The following is a 233-nucleotide window of genomic DNA, read 5'->3' as shown; positions in this document are numbered from 1 at the left end:
CCCGACGACCCGTCGCCACTCACCGACTTCGCCGCGGCCCTGACCACCGCGCCCGGCGGCGAACTGCAGGAAGTGCTGGACACCGTGCCGATCCTCAAGCGGATGGAGAAGGTCTTGCCGCTGCTGCGCAAGGAGGTGGAAGTCGCGCGCCTGCAGAAGGAACTGTCCGCCGAGGTCAACCGCAAGATCGGCGAACACCAGCGCGAATTCTTCCTCAAGGAACAGTTGAAGAT

The 233-nt window shown here is 64.4% G+C and carries 1 protein-coding gene; it reads left to right on the top strand.

Annotation, left to right across the window (positions count from 1 at the left end; all coding sequences use genetic code 11):
- Positions 1-233 (top strand): hypothetical protein (locus tag BST14_RS32440; protein ID WP_142279750.1); only part of this gene is annotated, 233 nt, incomplete at both ends.

This window comes from Mycobacterium arosiense ATCC BAA-1401 = DSM 45069 (assembly GCF_002086125.1).
GTDB lineage: Bacteria > Actinomycetota > Actinomycetes > Mycobacteriales > Mycobacteriaceae > Mycobacterium > Mycobacterium arosiense.
The sequence above is the reverse complement of the archived record's forward strand: the minus strand, read 5'-3'. Positions and strand labels throughout refer to the sequence as shown.